This is a genomic window from Microbacterium sp. (assembly GCF_031178525.1).
In the GTDB taxonomy this organism is placed as follows: domain Bacteria; phylum Actinomycetota; class Actinomycetes; order Actinomycetales; family Microbacteriaceae; genus Microbacterium.
Window position 1 is genome coordinate 1 of the sequence record NZ_JAPSJA010000166.1, and the last position, 5376, is coordinate 5376.

Consider the following 5376-nt stretch of genomic DNA (forward strand, 5'->3'; position numbering starts at 1 on the left):
TCGACGTGGCCGAGGATCCGGTGATCGTGGCGGGCGACGCCGCCCGGCTCAACCAGGTGATCGTGAACCTGCTCGCGAACGCGCGCACGCACACGCCGGCGGGCACCACCGTGACCGTGTCCGTGCGACATGAGGGTGCCGGCAGCGGCACGCGCGGCGTGCTGCGCGTGCACGACGACGGACCGGGCATCGACCCGGCGCTGCAGACGGAGCTCTTCACGCGTTTCGCGCGCGGCGACCGCTCCCGCGCCCGCGCGACGGGCGGGACGGGTCTGGGTCTTGCGATCGTCAAGGCCATCGTCGAGGCGCATCACGGCACGATCTCGGTCACCAGCTCGCCCGGCGACACCACCTTCGAGGTGAACCTGCCGGCCAAGCCGGTCGACCCCGCCTGATCAGGACGGGCTCGCGGCCGCCCGTGCGAAGCGGGAGGCCTGCCCGGCGAACGCCTCCGCGAGGTCGCGGGGCTCGACGTCTGTGATGGGCGCGTCGAACCGACCGAGCGCCGCCGCGAGTGCGGCCCATGACCACGACCCCGAACGCAGGCGGCACCGCCCGTCGCCGAGGTCGAGCACCGTCCCGTCGCCCGCGAACGGCGTCACCTCGCGGGCCGGCAGACCGAGCGTCACCGTGCCGACGCAGGGCCACGCATCGCCCGAGACCGATCCGCGGAAGCGCGCCGAGACGAACGCGGCGGCATCGTCTCCCGGCACGCGGCGCCGGGTGAACCGCGGCCCCAGCGACGTGCGCGGCCGCATGCGGTCGGCTCGGAACACGCGCCAGTCCTCGCTGCGCTCATCCCACGCGAGCAGGTACCAGCGGGATCGCCACGTCACGAGGGCGTGCGGCTCCACGCGGCGCGGTGCGCGCGGATCGACGTGGTCGGCGCTGTCGTCGTCGAGCCGCAGGATCCGGCGCGCACGCACGGCCTCGGACAGGAGCGCGAGCGTCTCGGGGCGCACGGGTGCGACGGGCTCGGCCGTCGAGTCGCGGACGGGGGCGAACGCGATGGCGTCGATGCGCCGGCGCAGCCGATCGGGCATCACCTGTCGCACGGTGGTGAGGGCGCGGGACGACGCCTCCGCGATGTCGGCGCCGGATCCCGCCGCGACGCGCAGCGCGAGCCCGATCGCGACGGCCTGGTCGTCGTCGAACAACAGGGGCGGCAGCTCGGATCCGGCAGCGAGCCGGTACCCGCCGTAGGGTCCCTTCGTCGCGTCGATGCGATAGCCCATCTCGCGAAGCCGATCGATGTCACGGCGGAGCGTACGGGGCGCGATCTCGAGCCGGGCGGCGAGCTCCGTACCGGGCCAGTCCCGCCGCGCCTGCAGCAGCGACAGGAGGAGCAGCAACCGGGACGTTCTCGCCATGTCGCGAGCGTATGTCAGGTGGCGGACAGGAGCTGACCTCTACCCCGCGGAGAGTGGGACGGTCCCGCCAGGGGGGCGGGCATCGATCGAAGGAGCCGACAATGGCGATCCACACCACCACCCACCTCAACTTCCGCGGCGAAGCGCGCGGGGCCCTGGAGTTCTACCGCTCCGTGTTCGGCGGCGAGCTCGCGGCCGTCACCTACGCCGACGCCCGGGCGGTCACCGCCCCGGCCGAGGCCGATCAGATCATGTGGGGCCAGGTCGCGTCGCAGGACGGCTTCCGGATCATGGCTTACGACGTGCCCGGCCACACGGCGTACGAGCCCGGCGTGAACCCGGTGTTCGTCTCGGTGCGCGGGACGGAGCCCGACGAGATCCGCGGCTACTGGTCGCGGCTCTCGGAGAGCGCGACGGTCATCGCGGAACTCGCGCCCTCCGGCTGGGCGCCGCTGTACGGGATGCTGCGCGACCGCTTCGGCGTGACCTGGGTGCTCGACGTCGAGGTGCCGTGGACCGGCGCGTGACGCGCGCGGCGCTCGGCACCGGGCCGCGCGTCCGCCCGGAACGGCCGCCTGGGCGGCTGCCCGGGCCGGCGCCGGCTCAGTAGCCGGCGAACGCGTCGGTCGTCAGGCCCTTCGCCCTGCCGAGCGCCGGCGCGAGAGCGGCGATGAGGGCGGGCGGGCCGGAGACGAAGGTGTGGCGCTTTCCGAGGTCGGGCACCGCACGGAGCAGCCCCTCCGCGGTGAGGCGTTGGCCGCCCGCCCACGTCCAGTGCGCAGGCAGGTCGCGGGGATCGTCGGGCGTGTACACGATCGTGCGCACGCCCGCGGCCTCGAGCTCGTCGCGGTACGCCAGTTCCTCGGCCCCCGAGGCGACATACACCAGCACGACGTCCCTGCGCTCGCCCGCCAGCCGGTCGTGGCGCAGCTGCGACACGAACGGCGTCACGCCGATGCCGGCCGCCACGAGGAGCACGGGCCCGCGCTCCGGGCGCGGCAGCGTGAAATCTCCCCACACGCCCGTCACGGCGAACACCGCGCCCGGCTCGGCAGACGCGAGCGCGCGCTTGTAGCTCGAGGCCGTGCCCGTGCGGCTCTCGCGGAACGCGATCCGGATCGTGGGCAGGTCCTCGGGCGCGGACGAGATCGAGAACTCCCGGCGCGTGCCCCGCGCGTCGGCGCGCCGGTGCGGCACGTCGAGTTCGAGGTACTGACCGGGGGTGAAGCGGATAGGACGCTTCGCCGTGAACGTCAGCTCCTGCACCGTCGGGGTGAGCGCCGAGCGCCGCTCGAACGTGAGCCGGACGGCGCCGCGTGCGGCGAATGCGAAGGCGATCAGGTTGCCGATCAGCAGCGCGCGCTCCTGGCCGAGCGTGAGGACACCGAGCGAGATCGGCCAGCCGGCGAGCACGCCGACGACGACCGCGACCAGGTACTGCTGCCGCCGTCGGGGCGGCAGGGTGAGCGGCTCCGACAGCATGAACGCGCCGAGGAAGAGATAGGGCGACTGGACGAGCACGCCCTGCAGCAGCGTCTCCAGCGGCATCGAGGCGCCGCTCGCGGAGAGCTGCGCGATCGTGCGGACCGCCCCGACCACGACGGCGACCGCGAAGAACAGAGCGACGACGCGCAGCTTCTCGGTGCGCCACAGCACGAGCACGCTCACGAGCAGCAGCGGCGCGAACAGCGCGGGCGTGCCGACCCACCACGCCGAGCCGCCGAGGCCGACGAGCGTGGCGACGGTCGCGCCGGCCGCCGCCGGGTTCAGAATGTGCCGGCCTCGCCAGGCGATGAGGTACTTCGACAGCGACGCGGCGGCCGCCGCGATCGCGGCGCCCGCGAGCGTCGCCACATCGAGCCCAGGACGGATCACGAACAGCAGGATGCCCGCCGTGATGAGCGTGGACTCGGGACGCCAGACGAGGCGCAGGATGCGGTGGGCGGTCGCGTCGACCGCCGATCCCACCGCGACGAGCACCGCGGCCGTCGCGATCAGCTCGAGCGGCGTGGGCAGCACGAGCTCGACGAGCGACAGCGCGAGTGCGATCACCCCGAGCGCCACGAGCGCCAGCAGCACGAGCCGGTACATCGAGAGCCTGCCCAGCTGCCGCATGCCGCGCTGATACATCGCCGTGGGGCGTCCGGTCATGTGAACAGCTCCGCTTCTCCTCGTTCCATGCGCGATCCCAGCGACCACTCCGCCCGGCCGTCGGTCAGCATCCTCACCCAGTGCACGCCGCGCGCGTGCGCGTACGCCGGTCCGCCGTCGAAGAACAGCGCGGTCGCCGCCGCGTCGGCGATCATCGCGGTCTCGGCGAGCGCCCACGTGGCCGCCACCGCGCGGACGGGCAGACCCGTGCGGGCGTCGAGCACGTGGTGGAGGCCATCGCCCCACGCGCGCCGGTTGACGGCCGATGCGCACAGCGCGCCCTCCGAGACCGTCACCACCCCGATCGCGCGACGCGGGTCGTACGGATGCTCCAGCGCCACGCGCTGGGACTCACCGCGCACCGCCAGGTCGCCGCCCGCATCCACCACGACCTCGCCGGGAACGAGCGCCGCGACCAGGTCCACCAGGCGGCCTTTGCCGAGCGCGCCGACGTCGATCGTCGCCCGCCCCCGCAGGCGCAGGCGCCCACCGGCCCAGGACAGCCGCGATCGCCAGTCTCCGGGCGCCGCGACAGGAGTCCCCGGGCGGAACGAGTACGACGCGTCATACCCGAGCCGCTCGAGGGACCCGCCGACCAGCGGGTTGACCGCGCCGCCCGTCGCGCGATCCAGTTCGAGATAGGCATCGAGCATCTCCGCGGCGTCGCGCGGCGCGTCCGCCTCTCCCCCGCCCGCGGCGAGGCGCGAGACGAGGGAATCCGGTCGGAACCGCGACCAGGCGGCGTCGAACAGCTCGATCTCGTGCCCGATCCGCGCGCGCACCGGTGCGGGCAGCGGCTGCGGGGTGTCGACGCGCCAGCTGGTGCCGATGGCGTCGAAACGCCATACGGCGACCACCTCAGGCCGCCGCGTCGAGCTTGATCTGCTCGATTGCCTGGTTGAAGCCGCCGCTCGTGAGAGACGATCCCGCCACGCGGTCGACCGCGAGATCGTCGATCGCGACGCCCACGACCTCGTCCGCGATGCCCGCGATGAACTGCCCCTGGTACTGCTCGCTCTCGCGTGCCTGCGGGTCGCCCGTGACCTCGACGGCGGTGACGACGTCGTCGTCCAGCGTTACCGTCACGGTGACCGACTCGACCGTCTCCGGCGTCTGATACGTGCCGTCGGCGGTGTAGGTGCCGTCCGTGTAGCCCGCCCCGCCCGTCCCCGAGTTCTCCGACGCACCTGCGTCGGCGCCGGGCGTGTTCGTGTCGTCAGCGGCGCCCGCATCTCCGGAGCCCCCGACGGTCACCGCGCCGCATCCTGCGAGCGCGACGATCGCCGCGACTCCCGTGAGGGCGGCGCCGCTGCGTACGGATCGGTTCATGTCGGTCCCCTTCATCGGTGCCGCGCATCGCGGCTGTGAGGCAAACAAACCTAACCGCGACGGTGCGGGAGGCGGTGAGTGGTGCCTATGGGGTTCCTATGGGTTACGCCGCCCCGTCGAACATGCTGGTGACGGATCCATCGTCGAAGACCTCCTTGATCGCGCGCGCGAGCAGCGGCGCGGCCGAGAGGACCGTGAGCGTGTCGAACCGGCGCGCCTGCTCGAGCGGCACGGTGTCGGTCACGACGACCTCGTCGATCGACGCATCCTGCAGCCGCTCGACGGCGGGGTCGCTGAAGATCGCGTGCGTGGCGGCGACGATCACCTTGCGGGCGCCGTTGGCCTTGAGCGCCTTCGCGGCCTTCACGATCGTGCCGCCCGTGTCGATCATGTCGTCCACCAGCAGACACGTGCGGCCGTGCACCTCACCCACGATGTCGTGCACGGTGACCTGGTTGGCGACCTTCGGGTCGCGGCGCTTGTGGATGATCGCCAGCGGCGCGCCGAACTCGTCGGCCCACGTGTC

Annotated in this window: 7 protein-coding genes; 2 read left to right on the top strand and 5 right to left on the bottom strand. The window is 73.2% G+C overall.

The genetic code is table 11. From position 1 onward, the window contains the following. The coding region (locus tag RIF89_RS10485) for an ATP-binding protein (RefSeq protein ID WP_309069055.1) at positions 1-395 on the top strand (395 nt) is incomplete at its 5' end. On the opposite strand, the gene RIF89_RS10490 is transcribed toward RIF89_RS10485, so the two are convergent. Continuing rightward, positions 396-1370, bottom strand: coding sequence for a WYL domain-containing protein (locus RIF89_RS10490; protein ID WP_309069056.1), 975 nt, complete (start codon positions 1368-1370; stop codon positions 396-398). A gap of 101 nt (positions 1371-1471) precedes the next feature. On the opposite strand from RIF89_RS10490, the gene RIF89_RS10495 reads away from it, so the two are divergent. Continuing rightward, positions 1472-1897: a VOC family protein gene (locus RIF89_RS10495; protein WP_309069057.1), complete on the top strand. Its 426-nt coding sequence runs from the start codon at positions 1472-1474 to the stop codon at positions 1895-1897. 76 nt (positions 1898-1973) lie between these two features. On the opposite strand, the gene RIF89_RS10500 is transcribed toward RIF89_RS10495, so the two are convergent. The 4 genes from RIF89_RS10500 to prs all read right to left on the bottom strand — a co-directional run. Then, complete coding sequence (locus RIF89_RS10500) at positions 1974-3521, bottom strand: FAD-dependent oxidoreductase (RefSeq protein WP_309069058.1); 1548 nt, start codon at positions 3519-3521, stop codon at positions 1974-1976. Next, positions 3518-4378 (bottom strand): FAD:protein FMN transferase, encoded by an 861-nt coding sequence (locus tag RIF89_RS10505; protein ID WP_309069059.1) that lies wholly within the window; start codon positions 4376-4378, stop codon positions 3518-3520. The genes RIF89_RS10500 and RIF89_RS10505 overlap by 4 nt, the downstream gene beginning before the upstream one ends. A 1-nt stretch (position 4379) precedes the next feature. Further along, entirely contained in the window at positions 4380-4850 is a 471-nt protein-coding gene (locus RIF89_RS10510) for an FMN-binding protein (RefSeq protein ID WP_309069060.1), read from the bottom strand. Positions 4851-4953: 103 nt separating this feature from the next. Continuing rightward, a partial coding sequence (gene prs / locus RIF89_RS10515; protein ID WP_309069061.1) for a ribose-phosphate diphosphokinase occupies positions 4954-5376 on the bottom strand: 423 nt, incomplete at its 5' end.